Origin of the sequence: Desulfohalobium retbaense DSM 5692, from assembly GCF_000024325.1 — a bacterium.
GTDB lineage: Bacteria > Desulfobacterota > Desulfovibrionia > Desulfovibrionales > Desulfohalobiaceae > Desulfohalobium > Desulfohalobium retbaense.
On sequence record NC_013223.1, the window covers coordinates 2,457,498 to 2,475,000 of the forward strand.

The 17,503-nt window shown below is 58.4% G+C and carries 17 protein-coding genes (1 of these 17 running past the window's edge); 13 read left to right on the plus strand and 4 right to left on the minus strand.

Annotated features, from left to right (window positions below; genetic code table 11):
• Positions 1 to 20 precede the first annotated feature (20 nt).
• The 5 genes from DRET_RS10800 (at position 21) to proC (ending at position 4,243) form a co-directional block, all read left to right on the plus strand.
• Complete coding sequence (locus tag DRET_RS10800; RefSeq protein WP_015752586.1) at positions 21 to 995, plus strand: ABC transporter substrate-binding protein; 975 nt, start codon at positions 21 to 23, stop codon at positions 993 to 995.
• A 208-nt stretch (positions 996 to 1,203) separates the two neighbouring features.
• The gene (locus tag DRET_RS10805; protein ID WP_015752587.1) at positions 1,204 to 2,091 is read left to right on the plus strand and encodes an ABC transporter permease; all 888 of its coding nucleotides are present in this window, start codon (positions 1,204 to 1,206) and stop codon (positions 2,089 to 2,091) included.
• Positions 2,088 to 2,882, plus strand: a complete 795-nt coding sequence (locus tag DRET_RS10810) for an ABC transporter ATP-binding protein (RefSeq protein WP_015752588.1) — start codon at positions 2,088 to 2,090, stop codon at positions 2,880 to 2,882. Before DRET_RS10805 ends, DRET_RS10810 begins: the two co-directional genes overlap by 4 nt.
• A gap of 135 nt (positions 2,883 to 3,017) precedes the next feature.
• Entirely contained in the window at positions 3,018 to 3,437 is a 420-nt protein-coding gene (gene ndk / locus DRET_RS10815) for a nucleoside-diphosphate kinase (protein WP_015752589.1), read from the plus strand.
• On the plus strand, positions 3,434 to 4,243 hold the full coding sequence (proC, locus tag DRET_RS10820) for a pyrroline-5-carboxylate reductase (RefSeq protein ID WP_015752590.1): 810 nt from the start codon (positions 3,434 to 3,436) through the stop codon (positions 4,241 to 4,243). Before ndk ends, proC begins: the two co-directional genes overlap by 4 nt.
• 292 nt (positions 4,244 to 4,535) lie before the next feature.
• Here proC and DRET_RS10825 read toward each other — a convergent pair whose 3' ends face one another.
• From DRET_RS10825 to dut, 3 genes are all read right to left on the minus strand, one after another.
• Positions 4,536 to 4,937, minus strand: coding sequence for a Ros/MucR family transcriptional regulator (locus DRET_RS10825; RefSeq protein WP_015752591.1), 402 nt, complete (start codon positions 4,935 to 4,937; stop codon positions 4,536 to 4,538).
• Between the two features lie 164 nt (positions 4,938 to 5,101).
• Positions 5,102 to 6,544, minus strand: a complete 1,443-nt coding sequence (gene aspA / locus DRET_RS10830; RefSeq protein WP_015752592.1) for an aspartate ammonia-lyase — start codon at positions 6,542 to 6,544, stop codon at positions 5,102 to 5,104.
• Between the two features lie 57 nt (positions 6,545 to 6,601).
• On the minus strand, positions 6,602 to 7,063 hold the full coding sequence (dut, locus tag DRET_RS10835) for a dUTP diphosphatase (RefSeq protein WP_015752593.1): 462 nt from the start codon (positions 7,061 to 7,063) through the stop codon (positions 6,602 to 6,604).
• Between the two features lie 482 nt (positions 7,064 to 7,545).
• Between dut and glgP the strand changes: the two genes are divergently transcribed.
• From glgP to aroC, 3 genes are read left to right on the plus strand one after another with little or no spacing between them, the layout of a single operon-like run.
• Complete coding sequence (gene glgP, locus DRET_RS10840; protein ID WP_015752594.1) at positions 7,546 to 10,122, plus strand: alpha-glucan family phosphorylase; 2,577 nt, start codon at positions 7,546 to 7,548, stop codon at positions 10,120 to 10,122.
• 3 nt (positions 10,123 to 10,125) lie between these two features.
• Complete coding sequence (locus tag DRET_RS10845) at positions 10,126 to 10,734, plus strand: TrmH family RNA methyltransferase (RefSeq protein WP_015752595.1); 609 nt, start codon at positions 10,126 to 10,128, stop codon at positions 10,732 to 10,734.
• Between the two features lie 39 nt (positions 10,735 to 10,773).
• Positions 10,774 to 11,853, plus strand: a complete 1,080-nt coding sequence (aroC, locus tag DRET_RS10850; RefSeq protein WP_015752596.1) for a chorismate synthase — start codon at positions 10,774 to 10,776, stop codon at positions 11,851 to 11,853.
• A gap of 243 nt (positions 11,854 to 12,096) precedes the next feature.
• On the opposite strand, the gene DRET_RS10855 is transcribed toward aroC, so the two are convergent.
• Entirely contained in the window at positions 12,097 to 12,492 is a 396-nt protein-coding gene (locus DRET_RS10855; RefSeq protein ID WP_015752597.1) for a winged helix-turn-helix domain-containing protein, read from the minus strand.
• Between the two features lie 322 nt (positions 12,493 to 12,814).
• On the opposite strand from DRET_RS10855, the gene DRET_RS10860 reads away from it, so the two are divergent.
• The 5 genes from DRET_RS10860 to DRET_RS13115 form a co-directional block, all read left to right on the plus strand.
• Positions 12,815 to 14,260 carry an MATE family efflux transporter gene (locus DRET_RS10860; RefSeq protein WP_015752598.1) on the plus strand — a complete coding sequence of 482 codons (1,446 nt, stop codon included), beginning with the start codon at positions 12,815 to 12,817 and terminating at the stop codon, positions 14,258 to 14,260.
• Positions 14,217 to 15,128: a DUF2156 domain-containing protein gene (locus tag DRET_RS10865; RefSeq protein ID WP_015752599.1), complete on the plus strand. Its 912-nt coding sequence runs from the start codon at positions 14,217 to 14,219 to the stop codon at positions 15,126 to 15,128. Before DRET_RS10860 ends, DRET_RS10865 begins: the two co-directional genes overlap by 44 nt.
• Before the next feature lie 192 nt (positions 15,129 to 15,320).
• Entirely contained in the window at positions 15,321 to 15,611 is a 291-nt protein-coding gene (gene groES, locus DRET_RS10870; RefSeq protein ID WP_015752600.1) for a co-chaperone GroES, read from the plus strand.
• 32 nt (positions 15,612 to 15,643) lie between these two features.
• Complete coding sequence (gene groL, locus DRET_RS10875; RefSeq protein WP_015752601.1) at positions 15,644 to 17,293, plus strand: chaperonin GroEL; 1,650 nt, start codon at positions 15,644 to 15,646, stop codon at positions 17,291 to 17,293.
• Between the two features lie 199 nt (positions 17,294 to 17,492).
• Positions 17,493 to 17,503, plus strand: partial view of a 4Fe-4S binding protein gene (locus DRET_RS13115; protein ID WP_015752602.1) — the 5' portion only. It continues 838 nt past the right edge of the window; the window shows 11 of its 849 coding nt (coding positions 1-11); its start codon is at positions 17,493 to 17,495; its stop codon lies beyond the right edge, outside the window.

Genomic DNA, 17,503 nt, shown 5'->3' on the forward strand with positions numbered 1-17,503 from the left:
AGACCTGTGGAGGAATCGCGATGACCCACAAGACGAATCTGCTTATTGCCGCCGTTGTGACCGTTCTTGTTTTCTTCGGTGCATCCGTCCAGGCCAAGACGTACGAAATCTCTGTCAGCCAGTTTGTGGAGCACCCCGCCCTCGACGCTGTCCTTCAGGGTTTCCAGGACGCGGTTGCTGAGGCCGGAATCGAGGTCGACTACAACGTCCACAACGCGCAGGCCAACACGGCCATCACTGGGCAAATCGCCCAGCAGATCGCCGGGGAGCGCCCGGATCTGGTCCTGGCCATTGCCACCCCGACAGCTCAGGCGTGTGCCCAGGTCACCAAAAAAGCGCCCCATATGGCCAAAACCCCCCTCCTTTTTTCTGCGGTCACCGACCCCGTCGGGTCCGGCCTGGTCGACAACCTGGAACGCCCCGGGGGCAACATCACCGGCACCTCCGACCTGACGCCCATCGGCAAGCACCTGGATCTTATTCGGACCATCCAGCCTGAGCTCAAGACCGTTGGTGTGATCTATAATGCCGGCGAGGCCAACTCCAAGACATTGGTCGGGCTGGTCCGCGACGAAGGGCAAAAACGCGGCATCGCTGTCGAAGAAGCGACCGCCGCACGTTCGAGCGAGGTCTATCAGGCTGCCAAGAGCCTGGTCGGTGTCGCCGATGCCGTTTATGTGCCCACCGACAACACCATCGTTTCCGCTTTCGAGTCCGTGACCAAAGTCTGCCTGGACAATGATCTTCCTCTCTACGCCGCTGATGTCGACTCTGTGCCTCGCGGCGCCATCGCCGCTCTTGGCTTTGACTACTACAAACACGGACGCCAGACGGGCAACATGGCCGTTCGCATCCTTCGGGGCGCCGATCCGGGCCAGACCCCGGTAGAGATGCAAAAAGATTTGGAACTCCACCTCAATCTCGAATCCGCTCAGGCTATCGGGGTTGAAATCCCCCAAAAGCTCAAGGACCAGGCCGCCAAGATCTACGAATAGTCTTTGTGCTCCTGGAGCACCTGTTTCCCTTGCCCCAGCGGGGCAACTCGGGAAGACAGGTGCGCTATATCTGATTCTCGCAACTGGGGGGTCGAACACGGCTCCCCAGTTGACTTTTCAGGACCAGACGCGTACGCGCATCCCTTACTCAAGCACGTCAACGCATTGCATCCGAATTCACAAAACCCCTAACCACAATGATTCCACTATGTCCTGGTACGCTTTACTCGGCGCTGTCGAACAAGGGCTTGTCTTTGGTCTGATGGCGCTTGGTGTTTATCTCACCTTCCGCGTCCTCGATTTTCCGGACCTTACCGTTGACGGCAGTCTCCCCCTGGGAGCTGCGGTTTCGGCAACGGCCATCAGCAACGGGGTCGACCCGTACCTCTCCCTCGTCTTCGCCTTTCTGGCCGGCTTCGGGGCCGGCATGGTCACCGGATTTCTGAACACCAAGCTCAAAATTCTCCACCTGCTGGCCTCCATCTTGTCCATGATCGCCCTGTATTCGGTCAATATTCGGATCATGCAAGGGCCCAACGTCTCACTTCTGGGCTCCGGGACAGTCTTCGAGCCCTTATACGATCTGGGACTGCCGGGGTATTTCGCTTCTCCGCTTCTTTTCATACTCATTGCCGCTACTGCGGTCATCGGGCTGATCTGGTTTTTGCATACCGAATTCGGTCAGGCCATGCTCGCTACGGGCGACAATGCGCAGATGATCACCAGCCAGGGCGTCAGCACGCATATGATGATCATCTTTGGTGTCGGCCTCTCCAATGCCTTGGTCGCGTTCAGTGGGGCCCTCGTAGCCCAGAACCAGGGCGCGGCAGACGTCAACATGGGTGTCGGTACGATCGTGGCCGGGTTGGCCTCGGTCATTGTCGGGGAAACCCTGTTTGGCACCCGCGGCATCGCGAGAACCATTACCGCGGTCCTCTTGGGCTCCATAGTCTACCGCACGGCCATCGCCATGGCCTTGGGGCTCAAGCTGGGCGATTTCAGTTTCACACCCAGCGATCTCAATCTCATCACGGCCGTGCTCGTTGTCCTGGCGTTGACAGCGCCGCAAATCAAACAGCGGCTGCGTAAATCATGATTACCATCGAACAGATCACGAAATACTTCCACCGCGGCAGCATCAATGAAGTCCTGGCCCTGGACGACATCTCCCTTGATATCAAACAGGGCGACTTTGTGACCATTATCGGCTCCAACGGTGCGGGCAAGTCGACCCTGCTCAATTGTTTGGCTGGGGGATTTTTCCCTGACAGCGGGCAGCTGACTCTGGACGGCAAAGACATAACCGCGTGGCCGGAATTCAAACGCGCCCGGCATATCGGACGCGTCTTTCAGGACCCCCTGCTGGGCACCTGCGCCTCGCTGAGCATTGCCCAAAATCTCGCCCTGGCCCAGCGCCGCGGTAAACGCCGGGGAATTCGGCTCGGAGTGACCAAGGAGGACAAGGACTTTTTCCGCCGCGAACTGCGCCAGCTGGGACTCGGGCTTGAGGACCGGCTCGACGACACTGTCGGCTTGCTTTCCGGTGGACAGCGCCAGGCGTTGACCATGCTCATGGCGACCATGGTCCGGCCTCAGCTCCTGCTCCTTGACGAGCATACAGCGGCCCTGGACCCCAAAACCGGCCACCAGATCCTCGATCTGACGGCCAATATCGTGGAGAGCCAACACCTCACAACCCTCATGGTCACGCACAATATGAACCAGGCCCTGCATCTCGGGAACCGGTTGATCATGCTCCATGCCGGAAAGGTGATCCTGGATATCGCCGGAGAGGAAAAGCGCAATTTGCGTGTGGAGGACTTGCTGGCCCGATTCTACAGCCTCAAGGGAGAGGAATTTTCGTCGGACCGGATGCTGCTTGTCTAAATCCGGCTTTCAAAACGGACGCGCATACGAAGCCAGTAGAGATTTTTCGACTTACGGTTTCGTCTTCTCAGAGTTCGTGCAAGGGGACGTGCAGCTTTGAGAAGACATTGACACGAAAAAAGGTAAGGAGGGACAATGACGCAACAGACTTTATCGATCATCAAACCTGATGCCGTTGAGCGCGGCCTGACCGGCACCATCCTGGCCCGGATTCAAGACGCGGGGTTGCGGCTGGTAGCGCTCAAAATGCTCCACCTCGACACAACCGAGGCTGAAGCCTTCTACGCCGTGCACAAAGACAAGCCGTTTTTTGGCAGCTTGACCTCGTACATGTCCTCCGGCCCCATCGTTGTGGCTGTTTTAGAGGGCGAAAACGCCATCAGCCGCTATCGGGATCTGATGGGAGCCACCAATCCGGAAAAGGCAGCAGAGGGCACCTTGCGCAAAACCTTCGCTGTCGACCTCGAACGCAATTCCGTGCACGGCTCCGACGCACCGGAAACCGCGGCCACAGAAATTGCCTATTTCTTTAATCAATTGGAGCTTGTGGGATGACCATCCGGCTCGGCTTTCTGGGCACAGGCAACATGGGCGCCGCCCTGGCCAAAGGGATCAGCGGACGCGAGGATCTGGAACTCATTGGGTTTGACCCCGATCAGGACCGGTTGCAGGCCGTCTGCCGGGAGACCTCCATGCAAGCCGCCCCAAACGGCGAGGAAGTAGCTCGGAATGCTGATTGTCTGATTGTGGCCGTAAAACCGCATCTGCTCGAAACAGTAGTTGCGCCTCTGGCCGAGATCGCCCCTTCGGGCAGTTGCCTTCTTTCGATCGCCGCCGGGGTTTCCATGTCCACCTTGCGCCGCGTCTGGCGCACAGACAGCCCTGTCGTGCGGACCATGCCCAACACCCCGTCGCTGTATGGCCGGGGGGTTTTTGCCCTGTGCCTGGATGATCCGAAGCTGACCGCAACGCAAGCGGCCCTGTTCCAGGATGTATTTACTGCTTTGGGGGCCGTGTATACCTTGCCTGAGTCCCAATTCGACGCCTTCACGGCGCTGATTGGATCCGGTCCGGCTTACGTCTTTGCCTTTATGGAAGCCCTTGTCGAAGCCGGGGTCAGCCTGGGGCTCGCCCGGAATCAGACGACCGAAATGGTCAATCACTTGCTGGGTGGCGCAACCCACATGGCCGGACAGAGTTCCCTGCACGTGAGTCAATTGCGGGAGATGGTCTCCTCTCCAGGGGGAACGACACTGGCAGGTCTCAACCATTTTGATCGCCAAGCGTTTCGGGGCCTCGTCATTGATGCTGTTCGCGCCGCCCACGACCGGAGTCGGGAATTGGGACAACAAGAGGACTGAGCCTGGGAAAAAGCCCAACAACCCAAAGGCTCGAGCCCATTTGTAGAAAAAGCCGAGGGGGGATGGCATTCCTCCTCGGCTTTTGCACATACCGCTTCAATATATTGGTGTGGTGCTTCAGGCCAAACGCGCTGCCGAACAGCACAGACTCATATGCTGCCCAGTGCTGGCTGCATTACGGCAACGCATTCAGCCGCTTACGTATTCCACCTCTTCGAAGACATTGAACGCTATTCCCGTCGCTCTCTGCCATTGTTGAACAGATGGCGTGGTACAGGTTGTTCCCCGTCAGCTAGGCGTTTTTCTTCCGCCGCTCCCACAACCGCATATCCTGCATTTTTTTCCGCCGTTCCCGGGCCAGGGCTTTGGCGATCAAGGACTGGGTCTTCTTGAAGCCCCACTTGGCCTTGTATTCCGCCGGGGTCAGCCCGTGCTGGGCCAGATGGCGCTTGGTCAGGACCTTGAAGGTCTTGCCGCATTCCAAGCACACAACACTCTTTTCCCGAATCGCTTTTTTCGGATCCACCGCCGGTTCTTGGTGTTCTTCATGCTGTTCCTGGGGCTCTCCTTCAACAATCCCTTTGAGCTGGTTCGCCAAACGATGGACCATGGAAGTGATTTCTTCCTCGGTCATGTTCCGTACACCGGCCTGAGCCTTGACGATTTCAAGGGCCTGCTGCAGATACGTGTCCATGATGCGCTCCTTGTGTATCTCGTTGTAAAAAATGGTCCCTTTGCCTCAAAAGGCCCCAACACTTCAGACCATAAGCACATCACAACTAGCTGGCAAGAACTTTTCAGCACATAATGACCCCGCACAATACAATTTGTAGCACTTTCCTCCTGCTCGATTCCACCTCAACGTGCCGGCTTTGTCTCCTCGTCTGACGCAGTTCGCTCTTTTGCGATGGGTTGCGGGCAAATCATATTCTGCGGATCTAGCAAACGGTCCACTTCCTCAGAGGACAAGAGATTTTGCTCCAGGACCAGATCGCGGATCGCCTTTCCGGTGCGTAACGCCTCTTGCGCCAGATGCGCGGCCGTCTCGTGTCCCAAAGCCGGAGACAAGGAGGTCACGATACATGTGGATTGATCTACATAGGCCGCGCACCGTTCGGTATTGGCCGTAATACCTTCCACGCATTTTTCCCGCAGGGTGACACACCCATTGTGCAAGATGGCCAAAGATTGAAAAATATTCAACGCCACCACCGGTTCAAAAACATTGAGCTGGAGTTGGCCTCCTTCGGCGGCCATCGTCACGGTGACATCATTGCCGATGACCTGAAAACAGATCTGGTTGACCACTTCCGGAATAACCGGGTTGACCTTGCCGGGCATGATGGATGAACCAGGCTGCCGCGGGGGGAGGTTGATTTCATTGAGCCCCGCCCTCGGTCCGGAGGAGAGCAAACGGAGATCGTTACAAATCTTGGACAACTTTACGGCAATGCGCTTGAGTACCCCAGAAAATTGAACAAATCCGCCGGTATCGCTGGTGGCTTCCACCAGATTCGGGGATTTGACCACCGGCAGCCCGGAAATATCAGCCAGTATTCGGCTCACGAGCGTAGCGTATTGGGGGTCGGTATTGATGCCGGTGCCAATGGCCGTGGCCCCCATATTGATTTCGTGCAACAGACTGAGCCCTTCCTCCAACCGCGAGACATCCTCGTCCAGGGTCACGGCATAGGCGGTGAATTCCTGGCCCAGGGTCATTGGTACCGCGTCCTGGAGTTGGGTCCGCCCCATTTTGATGACCTCCCGGAACGCTTCACCTTTGTCCGCAAAAGCCCGGGCAAGGTCACGCAAGGCCCGGATGAGATCCTTGCCGTACCAGATGGCAGCCAGCTTGAGGGAGGTCGGGTAGACGTCATTGGTGGATTGGGAGAGATTGACATGGTTGTTGGGGTGACAAGAGGAGTACTCTCCACGCTCGCGTCCCAACAGTTCCAGCGCCCTGTTGCAGATGACCTCATTGGCGTTCATGTTCACTGACGTCCCAGCCCCGCCTTGAAGGCAATCGACCACAAAATGCTCGTCAAATTGGCCCGAACGGGTTTCGCGACAGGCCTGGGCGATGGCCTGGGCTCGCTCATCATCCAAGAGTCCCAATTCCTGATTGGCCAGTGCCGCCGCTTTTTTGATCACCGCCAGAGCCTGGATCTGGCGTGGGAAATGGGCGATGGAGATCCCTGTAACCTGAAAATTTTCCATGGCCCGGACTGTTTGCACACCATAATAGGCATGGGCCGGCACTTTGCGCCGCCCCAGACTGTCTTCTTCAATGCGAAACTGCATGCCAACCTCCGTCCCCTATCCGGGATACAAAAGGGGGTGTCGTTTTTATTGCCTAGCCTAGCAGCGTCCGGAATGTCCAAAACCGCCGTCGCCCCGCCCTGTGTCCTGCAAAACATCGACCATGTGCAACCGAGCCTGCATCGCTGGCAAAAAGACCAATTGGGCAATACGCTCCCCTCGAACCACTTGGCGGGAGTATTTCGAAGTGTTCAAAAGGGAGACGAGGATCTCTCCCCGATAATCCGGGTCGATGACCCCCACGCCCTGACTGACGACCAAACCCTGTTTGGTGCCCAACCCGCTTCGGGAAAAAACGAACCCGGCATAGCCGGGTTCCCGTATCTGGAGGGCGACCCCGCTGGGGAACGCATACCGCTCGCCCGGGGCAAGGTCGATCGCCGCAGCGTCTATGCAAGCCCGCAAATCCAAGCCCACAGACTGTTCCGTGGCATAGTCCAGAGTATAATCCTGCCACAGCTCATGCAGGAGCTTGATATCGACGTCAATACAGTGTCTCATACACTCTCGCTTTGTTTTTTTTAAAGGTTGCTGAAAAATCTTTTCTGATTGGGCCCAAGCCTTCCCGGGGCTTGGCATTGGGTTCCAGGTCCTGGTTGCTCGGGGTCGTCCGCCACCAGTCAGTTGTATTTTCCACCGAGTGATCCCGCTGCGGGGGCCCGAAAACCCGTTGCTCGCAATGCCCCCTCCGGCAGGCAGGCGGTGCAGCACCAGCCTACCAACCACCTGCATTTGGTGCGCAATTTCAAAACTGCGCTCCCGCAGCCAAAGTCTTCTGGGGCAAGCGGTCTCCGCGCAGTTCCCAGACCCAGAAACACCTGCGTATCCAGGCCATCAGCCCAGCCGCTACCGACGGCGCGTATTGAGTTGCATTTATCTGGGCACCCTGGCAATTTCAACGCAAATGCAGGGCCATCCCTGGATTTCATTTGCTTTTTCAACCCCACATGTCCACTTTTTCGCGGACAAAAAGGAAACTATCGATGCAACCGCTTCAAATTTATAGCGTTATCCCCAAACTTCCCACTGCCCTCCAGCCGCTTTGGGAGCTGGCCTACAATGTCTGGTATGATTGGAAACACGAAATCTGGGACTTCTTCTCCCAGATAGACCACGCTTTATGGCAGGAATGCCAGAACAACCCGGTACTCTTTCTCAATCGTCTGCCCCAGCCCACCCTGGAGGAATTGGCCCAGGACACCTTTTTTGTTGACCGCCTGCACGAGATCCACACCAGCTTGCGTGAATACCTGACCACCTCCTCGGAACATGTCATCTTCGACCACGCCCGGACCGGGCAGCCTGTGGTCGCCTACTTCAGTGCCGAATACGGGCTGAGTCACAGCATACCGATCTATTCTGGAGGATTGGGCATACTCGCCGGGGACCATCTCAAATCAGCCAGCGATCTGAATCTTCCGCTGGTCGGGATCGGACTGGCCTACCAGCATGGCTATTTCCGGCAATACCTGACCCCAGACGGCTGGCAACAGGAAAGGTATCCGGTCAACGATTTCGAACAACTCCCTATGTCGCTGGTCCAGACAGAGCACGGCGCCCCGCTGCTCGTCCATGTCCCCGTCAAGGAGCGCTCCCTGGCCGCCCGGGTCTGGCGCATCAACGTGGGCCGGATTGCCCTGTATCTGCTCGACGCCAATACTCCGGAAAACCCGCGTGAACTCAGAGATCTGACCTCCCGCCTCTATGGCGGCGGGGATGAAATGCGGCTCCAGCAGGAAATTCTCCTGGGCATCGGCGGAATCCGCCTGCTTCGACAGCTTGATCTCTCTCCGGATGTCATCCACTTGAATGAGGGGCACTCGGCCTTTGCGGGGCTGGAACGCATTCGGGATCTGATGCGCGACAAGGGCTTGCCCTTTGAAGCGGCCAAAGAGGTCGTAGCCTCGAGTTCCGTGTTCACCACACACACACCGGTTCCGGCCGGAAACGACCGCTTTGCACCGCCCATGATCCGGGAATATTTTCAGTCCTACAGCCAGGAATTGCGTCTCTCTCACGAAGCCTTCCTCGGCTTGGGCAGAGAAAACCCCTCGGACGAACATGAAACTTTCTGCATGACCGTACTGGCCCTGAATCTCTCCCGCTTCAACAACGGGGTCAGCAAGCGCCATGGCGAAGTCTCGCGCACCATGTGGCGCCGCAACTGGCCCCAATACCCCGTGGAAGACGTCCCCATCGGATCCATCACCAATGGAGTGCATATTTCCTCCTGGGTCTCACGGGATTTTGCCCTGCTCTTTGACCGCTACCTGGGCTCGAATTGGCGGGAAGATCCTGATTGCGACCGGCTCTGGCGCCAGGGCGAGGCTATTCCGGACACTGAACTGTGGCGGACACATATCCGGCTCAAGGAACAACTCGTGGATTTTGTCCGTGAACGGCTCAAACAGCAGGTTCTGGCTCGGAGTGGCCGCCCCCGGGAGGCACTGCTGGCTGAGGAGGTCCTCGATCCCGCTGTGCTGACCATCGGCTTTGGCCGCCGCTTTGCGACTTACAAGCGCGCGGACCTGCTCTTTCGCGACACCCAGCGGCTGATCGCCCTGCTCAATGACACCGAACAGCCGATCCAGCTCATTTTTTCCGGCAAAGCCCACCCCCGGGACAACGAAGGGAAACGGCTGATCCAAAAAATCGTGGAGCTCTCGCAGTCTGAGGAATGCCGGCACCGCCTCGTCTTCCTCGAGGACTACGACATGGAGATCGCCCGCCATCTCCTGCAGGGGTGCGACGTCTGGCTCAACACCCCGCGCCCCCCGCTTGAGGCGTGCGGCACCAGTGGCATGAAAGCTGCTGCCAACGGGGTCCTGGTGGCCAGCACCCTGGACGGCTGGTGGGGCGAGGCCTACAAAAGCGACAATAGCCTCGGCTGGTCCATTGGACGCGGCGAGGTCTATGACGACCCCGAATACCAGGATTTCGTCGAAAGCCAGATCATCTATCAACTTTTGGAAAAAGATATCATCCCGCTCTTTTACGATCGCGGCAAAGGCAATATCCCCCGGGAATGGATACGGCGCATGAAAAAAGGGCTCATGGAGCTGGTACCCCGCTTCAACGCCCATCGCATGGTTGAAGAATACGCCAAATTCGCCTATCAGCCGGCACATACCAATTACCACAGCCTGTCCAGCGAAGATTTCCAGGCGGCGCGGAATCTGGCCAGCTGGCGTCTCTCCGTGGCCGAGAAATGGGGGTCATTGAGTTTACGCAATGTCCGCGCAGCAGAACAAAGCGAAGTCTTTGTCGAACAGGGGATCGAGGTTCAGGCCGAAGTCTATCTGGACGGGTTGAGCCCCGAGGAGGTCCGGGTGGAGATCTACGCTGGCCCCCTTAACCCGGAAGGGCAGTTCATCCGGCGCACGACCTCCTTGATGACCTCGGTCCAGGTCCTGGAAGACGGCTGGCATCTGTACAAGGGCACCACGAAACCAGCGGAGAGCGGCCGTTTCGGATTTACGGTTCGTCTTCTGCCGCACTACCCCTTGGCAATGGACCCCCACGCCGTAGGCCTCATCCGTTGGGCGGTACAAGGCAAATAGACCATGACAGACCCGAAATCCCATCCGCGTCCCCGTACAGAAGCCCGGGAAAAACGTATCAGAGAGGTCCTGGCCCGGCGGCAAAAGGATCTAACCCTGGTCATGAACAATATCCACGACCCCCACAACGTCGCTGCCATCATGCGCAGCTGTGACGCGTTCGGGGTTCCCGACGTCCATCTGCTGTACACCTCTGAAGCCTTCCCAGCCCTGGGGCGCCGGGCCTCGGCCTCAGCGCGAAAATGGGTCGGCCGCCACCACCATACCAGTTCAGAGGCGTTGGCGGGCCACCTCCGCGACCACGGGATGCGCATCCTGAGCACGAGTTGCAGCCCTTCCGCCCGACCTCTGCCGGAATGGGAGTTCACAAGTCCCACGGCCATCGTCCTGGGCAATGAACACCGAGGGGTCGATCCCGCCCTGCGCTCGCACATCGACGGCGAACTGTTCATCCCCATGCAGGGGATGGTCCAGAGCTTTAACGTCTCTGTGGCCGCAGCGATTATCCTTTACGAGGCGTGGCGGCAACGCAACCGTCACGGGCTCTACGACCACCCCTCCTATTCTCCTGAGGAACTCGAAACCCGCTACCAGCAGTGGATTGCCAAATAGTCCAACGCTTCGCGACCTTCTAACCAAGGACACCACGCCATGTCCGGCAACACCTTCGGGCATCTGTTCAGTCTGACCACTTTCGGAGAATCCCACGGCCCCGCCCTCGGCGGTGTGGTCCACGGCTGTCCCGCTGGCCTGCACCTGGACGAAGCGGCGGTCCAACAGGAACTCGACAGACGCCGCCCGGGACAGGGCAAAACAAGCACCCCCCGGCGGGAGTCAGATAAAGTCCAACTCTTGTCTGGCATCTTTGAAGGGGTAACCACCGGCACCCCGATCGGCTTCAGTATTGCCAATGAAAACCAGCGCACCTCGGATTACGAGGCCATGCGCGGCATCTATCGCCCTGGGCACGCTGATTTCACCTACATGGCCAAATACGGGCACCGCGACCACCGCGGCGGAGGGCGCTCCTCGGGCCGGGAAACCGTGAGCCGTGTTGTTGGTGGCGCCATCGCCCAGGTCTTCCTCGCCCAGCACAACATCCAGGCCCAGGCCTACACCCAGGAATTCGGTGGCATCCAGGCCGAAACGATCGCTCCGGACAAAGCCCATGAATTGCCCTACTTCGCTCCGGATCCTTCGGTGGTCGAACTGTGGGATAAACGGGTAAGTGAAATAAAAAAGGCGGGAGATACCTTGGGCGGGATTGTGGAGATTCAAATCCACGGTGTTCCGCCCGGGTTGGGCGAACCGGTTTTCGACAAGCTTGACGCCAGGCTCGCGGCTGCCTGCATGTCCGTGGGAGCGGTGAAAAGCGTTGAAATCGGTTGCGGCCGTCAGGCGGCCCGTCTCACGGGCAGCGAAAACAATGAACCGCCCGACCCGGCCCTGACACACCGCAACAACGCCGGCGGCATCCTTGGGGGCATCTCCAATGGAGCTCCGATCGTGCTCCGGGCCGCGGTCAAGCCCATCCCCTCCATTGCCCAGGAGCAGGAGGTGGCCACCGCTGAAAAGACACTGGCTCCGTTCACCATCGGCGGGCGACACGACATCAGCGCCATCCCACGCATCGTACCGGTGTTAAAAGCCATGGCCCTGCTCACCATAGCGGACATGCTCCTGTTGCAGCGAAGCGCCCGGAGCGAAGGATCACCTCCGGCCACCGTATAAATGCAGGCAGGAAAACTCCGCCAATGGCCGCGGCTTTGGGCCCGGAATCCTTGACCTGAGTCCGTCAACTCCCGCTGCCCCCAAGGGCGACTCAATGGCGCCTTCGCCCTGCCCCTGGGCACCGTCTCAAGGCCGCCACGCCTCGTGCCCCCGCAGAGCCTGAAAAGCCCTCCGAGGCGCTGCACATGGACTCAGGCTTATCTCCCAGCCTATGCCCCCGGACGCAGATTACGAAGGCTGGTCTTACTTTTTCCGGGGCCGCTTTTGCTTCGGGACCCTGACGTACCGGTGCACCTCCCAATCGAAAAGTTCGTTCGCCCGCTTGAGAGCAAACTCCTCAACCTCTTTTTGCCAAGCCGTAAATGTCTCAAGGAGCTTCTCTCCCAGCGGTGAAAGCTCAAACCCCTTGCGCCCACTGGCTTTTTCCAAAAGCGGAGCGCCCAAAGCGGCTTCGGTTTTCTTGATTTTGCCCCAGGCCGCCCGATAGGACATCCCCATGGCCTGGGCCGCTTTATTGAGGGACCCCTCCTCGACCACCTTTTGCAACAACAAGACCCGGCCGTGGCTAAAAAGCATGCCCCGTTCCGAATCAAACCACGTGTGCATCCGCAGGGTGACCTTGGGATCGTTTTCGTCCATTTTTCAACTCCTTTTGTTCAACACCAACACCGTTTTGGGTACCGAACCAGGGCCTGTTTGGCAAGGCAACTTCTTGGAATTGTGATTGCAATTTTCCGCGTCCAGAGCTGGTAAGCGGGTCCATCTCCGCCACACCTTCCGCACCACTTCCGGCCTGTTGCTATCCAACTTCGCCCCCCCGCGCCCGCCACTCCGGACCACGCACGCGGCGGACTTGACCCAAGGCCCAGAAAGCTTATTCTCTTTCGTTTGCCCTGCCGGGCACGGCCCATCCCTATCCTTGTCCCTGCAACGAACCGAAGCCACCAGGCGCTGGAAATCTATGGCCATTTTACAACGTTTTGCCGCCCGCTCCCACAAAGGCGCTACCCGAATGATCTGGCAATTGGCATGGCCCCAATTGCTGATGATGTTTTTCCATTTCTGGCTCGGGTTCACCGACGTCTTTGTCGCCGGACGGTTGAGCGACCAGGTCCAGGCCTCCCTGGGCATTATCACCCAAAGTCTGTTTTTCTTTCTCGTTGTGGCCATGGCGCTTGCCAACGGGGCTGTCGCCTCCATCAGCCAATCGCTTGGGGCCGGGCGAGACAAACGGGCAGCGCGCTACGCCATGCTGGGGATCGCCCTGGTCGTCCTGGCCAGCAGTCTCCTGGTGCTGGTGGCCATCCCGCTGAACGGACCGCTGCTGACCCTGCTGCGTGTCCCGGAAGCTATCCGCCCCATCACCGACTATTTCCTCAAAGTCTACCTGCTCCTGTTGCCCCCGTATTATCTCTTTATCATGGGCAACGCCATTTTTCGGGCCCAAAAACAGGTCCATTTACCGCTCCTGGCCATGATCCTGGTCACCACCGTCAATATTCTCGGTGACTTCGGTTTGGGATTTGGTCTGTGGGGGTTGCCGCGCATGGGCTATAAAGGCCTGGCCTGGGCCACCTTTTTCTCCGTCAGTGCCGGGGCCCTGTTCGACCTGTTCATCCTGGCCCGCCGCGGCTGGCTCCGGCCCAGCCACTTCCCGCCGCTACGCTGGATCCGTCGCGGTTTGCCCTATCTCTTTCAGGTCGCGTGGCCGGCTGGCATGCTCCAGATCCTGTGGCACAGCGGCTACCTGGTCATCTATGCCCTGACAGCCAGCTTGCCCCACGGGAATATCACTGCCTTGGCCGCCCTCACGGCAGGATTGCGACTGGAATCGATCCTCTTCCTGCCCGCTTTTGCTTTCAATATGACCGCCTCGATTCTTGTCGGGCACTACCTGGGTGCCGGCGATGTGGACGGAGCTCGCGGCATCGGCTGGCGTACCTGGGGTCTTGGTTGCGGGGCCATCACCCTGCTCACCGCCTGTCTGTGGATGGCCATCGATCCCTTGTCCGCGGTCCTGGCGCCCCAAGCCGCAGTTCAAGCCGAAACAGCACGCTATCTGCAGTTCAATTTTCTGGCCATCCCCTTCACGGTGACCAGCATGATTTTCGGCGGTGTCTTTAACGGCGCCGGAGCCACGCGCTACAACATGAAGACCATCGGTGGCACGGTCTGGCTGGTGCGCATCCCCTGCGCCTATATTCTAGGCCATCTCCTGCTGGGCACGGCAACCGGGATCTGGGCGGCGATGCTCATTTCCCAGAGCCTGCAGGCCATCATCATGCTCTACCTGTTCAAAAACAAAGATTGGTTCCGCTTCAGTATGCACGCTCACAAACTGCAACCGAGCACAGGAGTTCGGCATGCCGCTCACTTTCCGGCCACTCTCCCTTCAAAATCTAAATAATTACGCTACGCTTTTGCACCAAACGCCCCAAAAGGCGTCAGATTACAGTTTTGCCAATCTCTGGGCCTGGCAGGAAGAATACGACCTGCAATGGGCGTGGTCAGCAACCCACAATCTGGTCTGGATCCGGCAAAACAGGCCCGAACCGGTGTACTGGGCTCCTGTGGGGCCGTGGCAGGAGATCGATTGGGCCCGCGCCGTGGCGGAACTTCCCGATGTAAAGACCGTCCCGTTTATCCGCGTTCCCGCTCAACTTGGCGAGTTGTGGCAGACCGCGCTGCCCGGTCGCGTGACCCTGGCCGAGGAGGAAGACCACTGGGATTATATCTACGCGGTCCAGGACCTGATTGCCCTGCGGGGCAACAAATTCCACAAAAAAAAGAACCTGCTCAAACAATTCCACAAAAAATACGACTTCCGCTATGTCCCCCTGACCTCCGAGCGGTGCGAACAGGCTCTGACTTTGCAGGCCGAATGGTGCATGTGGCGCGATTGTGAGGCGTCGACCACCTTGGAATCCGAGAATCAGGCTATTGTCAAAGTGCTCACCGACTGGGATCGCTTGCCCGGACTAATGGGTGCCGGCCTTCAGGCCGATGGGCATATGATCGCCTTCACCGTCGCGGAGCCTTTGGACGAGGAAACGGTGGTCATCCACTTCGAAAAGGCCTGCCCGACCTACAAGGGGGTCTACCAGGCCATCAACCAGATGTTCCTCGAAAATGACGCCTCGGACTTCACCTACGTCAATCGCGAACAGGATCTGGGGGACGAAGGACTTCGCAAAGCCAAAAAATCCTATAATCCTTGCGGATATCTTAAAAAAGTCCAAGCCCGCATTGCCGGGGCCCCCGACGGTGATCGCTAAAAAATTCCAAAAAGTCGTCGCCCGGTATCTTGACAGGTCCCCCATCCGACCTTAGCTCCACGCTAGCCTTTTCTTGACTTGGGACCACCCGGTTTCCAAGCAGGGAATTCTTTTTGGCCCAGGTTAGCACTCCCCTGACAGGAGTGCTAACAACAGGACACCCCAACGAACTGAGATAATGGAGGAGACGTTATGAACCTGAAACCGCTGCACGACCGCGTTCTTGTCAAACGCGTCCAGGAAGAAGAAACCACCAAGGGCGGCATCATCATCCCCGACACCGCCAAGGAAAAGCCCATCAAAGGCGAAATCGTGGCTGCCGGTCCGGGCAAGGTCGCTGATGACGGCAAGCGCATCGAAATGACCGTCAAGACCGGGGACAAGGTCATGTTCAACAAATATGCCGGCACGGAAGTCAAGATCGACGGCGAGGAATTCCTCGTTATGCGCGAAGACGACATCCTGGCCACCATTGAAGACTAACGCTCGCTAACAGCACACAAGGAGGAAGACATATGGCTGCGAAGACCATCAAATTTGGCGTAAAAGCCCGCGAACAGCTGCAACAGGGTGTGGACCAACTGGCTCAGGCCGTAAAGGTCACCCTTGGCCCCAAAGGCCGTAATGTCGTTATTGAAAAGTCCTTCGGTTCCCCCACGATCACCAAGGACGGTGTCACCGTTGCCCGCGAGATCGAACTCGAGGACAAGTTTGAAAATATGGGCGCTCAGATGGTCAAGGAAGTGGCCAGCAAGACCAGCGACGTTGCTGGTGACGGCACCACCACCGCCACAATCCTGGCCCAGAAAATTTTCAGCGAAGGCTTGAAGCTTGTTGCCGCCGGCCGGAACCCCATGGCCATCAAGCGCGGCATCGACAAGGCCGTTGAAGCCATCAACAAAGAATTGGCCGACTTCGCCAAGCCGACCCGCGACCAGAAAGAGATCGCCCAGATCGGCACTATCTCCGCCAACAACGATCCGACCATCGGCAACATCATTGCCGAGGCCATGAACAAGGTTGGCAAGGAAGGCGTTATCACCGTGGAAGAGGCCAAGGGCCTGGACACCACCCTGGACGTGGTCGAAGGCATGCAGTTCGACCGCGGCTACCTCTCCCCCTATTTCGTGACCGACTCCGAAAAAATGGTTGCCGAGTTGGAAGATCCGCTCATCCTCATCAATGAGAAGAAGATCTCCAACATGAAAGACCTCCTGCCCGTGCTGGAGCAGGTGGCCAAAATGAACAAGCCGCTGATGATCATCGCCGAGGAAATCGAAGGCGAAGCCCTGGCCACCCTCGTGGTCAACAAGCTGCGCGGCACCCTGCAGGTCGCTGCGGTCAAGGCCCCCGGCTTTGGCGAACGCCGTAAGGCCATGCTCCAGGACATCGCCGTTTTGACCGGCGGCAGCGTCATTTCCGAAGATGTGGGCACCAAGCTTGAAAATGCCACGGTCAACGACCTCGGCAGCGCCAAGCGCATCAACATCGACAAAGAAAACACCACCATCGTGGACGGCGCTGGCTCCTCCGACGACATCAAGGCCCGCATCAAGCAGATCCGCGCTGAGATCGACGAAACCACCTCCGATTACGATCGCGAAAAGCTCCAGGAGCGTTTGGCCAAGATCGTCGGCGGTGTGGCCGTGATCAATGTCGGCGCTGCGACCGAAACCGAAATGAAAGAAAAGAAGGCCCGCGTCGAAGACGCCCTGAACGCTACCCGCGCTGCCGTTGAAGAAGGCATCGTGCCTGGTGGCGGCGTGGCCTTCATCCGCACCCAGCATGCCGCTAATTCCGTCAAACCGGCCGACGAAGACGAAAAGGCCGGTGTCGATGTGGTCCGCGCCGCTGTGGTCGAACCCCTGCGTCAGATTTGCGCCAATGCTGGCTTCGAAGGCGCCTTAATCGTGGAAAAAGTCCGCGAGCACAAGGACGGCTACGGCTTTAACGCCGCCACTGGCGAATTCGAAGACCTGCTCAAGGCCGGTGTCATTGATCCTAAAAAGGTCTCCCGCACCGCCCTGCAGAACGCCGCTTCCGTCGCCTCCCTCTTGCTGACCACGGAAGCTGCCATTGCCGACAAACCTGAAGACAAGGACAGCGGTGGCGCTCCTGCCGGTGGCGGTATGCCCGGCATGGGCGGCATGGGCGGCATGTACTAAGCCTCCCCACTGTCCTCTCAGTTCCCTGCAAAACGGCCGGAGTCACGCGCTCCGGCCGTTTTTTTGGGCCACGTACAAATCCCTGGCTGGCGCGGCTCCGCATCCATTCAGGGCCCCGCATTTGCCACGTGTATCCCACCATGTGGGTGCCTGCCACCTATCTTGACAAACCCTCTCTGGACAGCGAAAAGCCAAAGCCATGTCGACACC